This window comes from Planctopirus hydrillae (genome assembly GCF_001707835.1).
GTDB classification, from domain to species: Bacteria; Planctomycetota; Planctomycetia; order Planctomycetales; family Planctomycetaceae; genus Planctopirus; species Planctopirus hydrillae.
This window is the reverse complement of the sequence record NZ_LYDR01000015.1, coordinates 1-345: the sequence shown is the minus strand read 5'-3', so window position 1 is coordinate 345 and position 345 is coordinate 1. Positions and strand designations below refer to the sequence as shown.

At 73.9% G+C, this 345-nt stretch carries 1 protein-coding gene and 1 pseudogene; both read right to left on the bottom strand.

Annotated elements, in window-relative coordinates:
• Nucleotides 1-154: TetR family transcriptional regulator (locus tag A6X21_RS25840; protein WP_131818124.1), on the bottom strand; the 154-nt coding region annotated here is incomplete at its 3' end.
• A gap of 7 nt (nt 155-161) precedes the next feature.
• Nucleotides 162-345: pseudogene (locus tag A6X21_RS25835) on the bottom strand (steroid C27-monooxygenase); the annotation flags it as partial.

Sequence of the window (345 nt, the reverse complement as noted above, 5' to 3'; positions counted from 1 at the left end):
AGTGCCGGTAGAGGGCGGGGGCGGTGACGCCGAGGTCGCGGGCGATCGCCCGCAGCGTCATCGCCTCCGGCCCCTGCGCCACCAGCAGCGCCCTGGCCGCGCGCCGGATGTCGGCGGCGGCCACCGCGGGCACCCGGCCGCGCCGCCCGGTCACGATCGGCTCACTGGTAGGCGACCTGCCAGCTCTTGATGCCGTTGAGCCACCCCGAGCGCAGCCGCACCGGTTCGCTCACCTGGCGCAGGTTCGGCATCACGTCGGCGATCGCGTTGAAGATCAGGTCCAGCTGCAGCCGGGCCAGATTCGCGCCGACGCAGTAGTGCGTGCCGGTGCCGCCGAAGCCGACA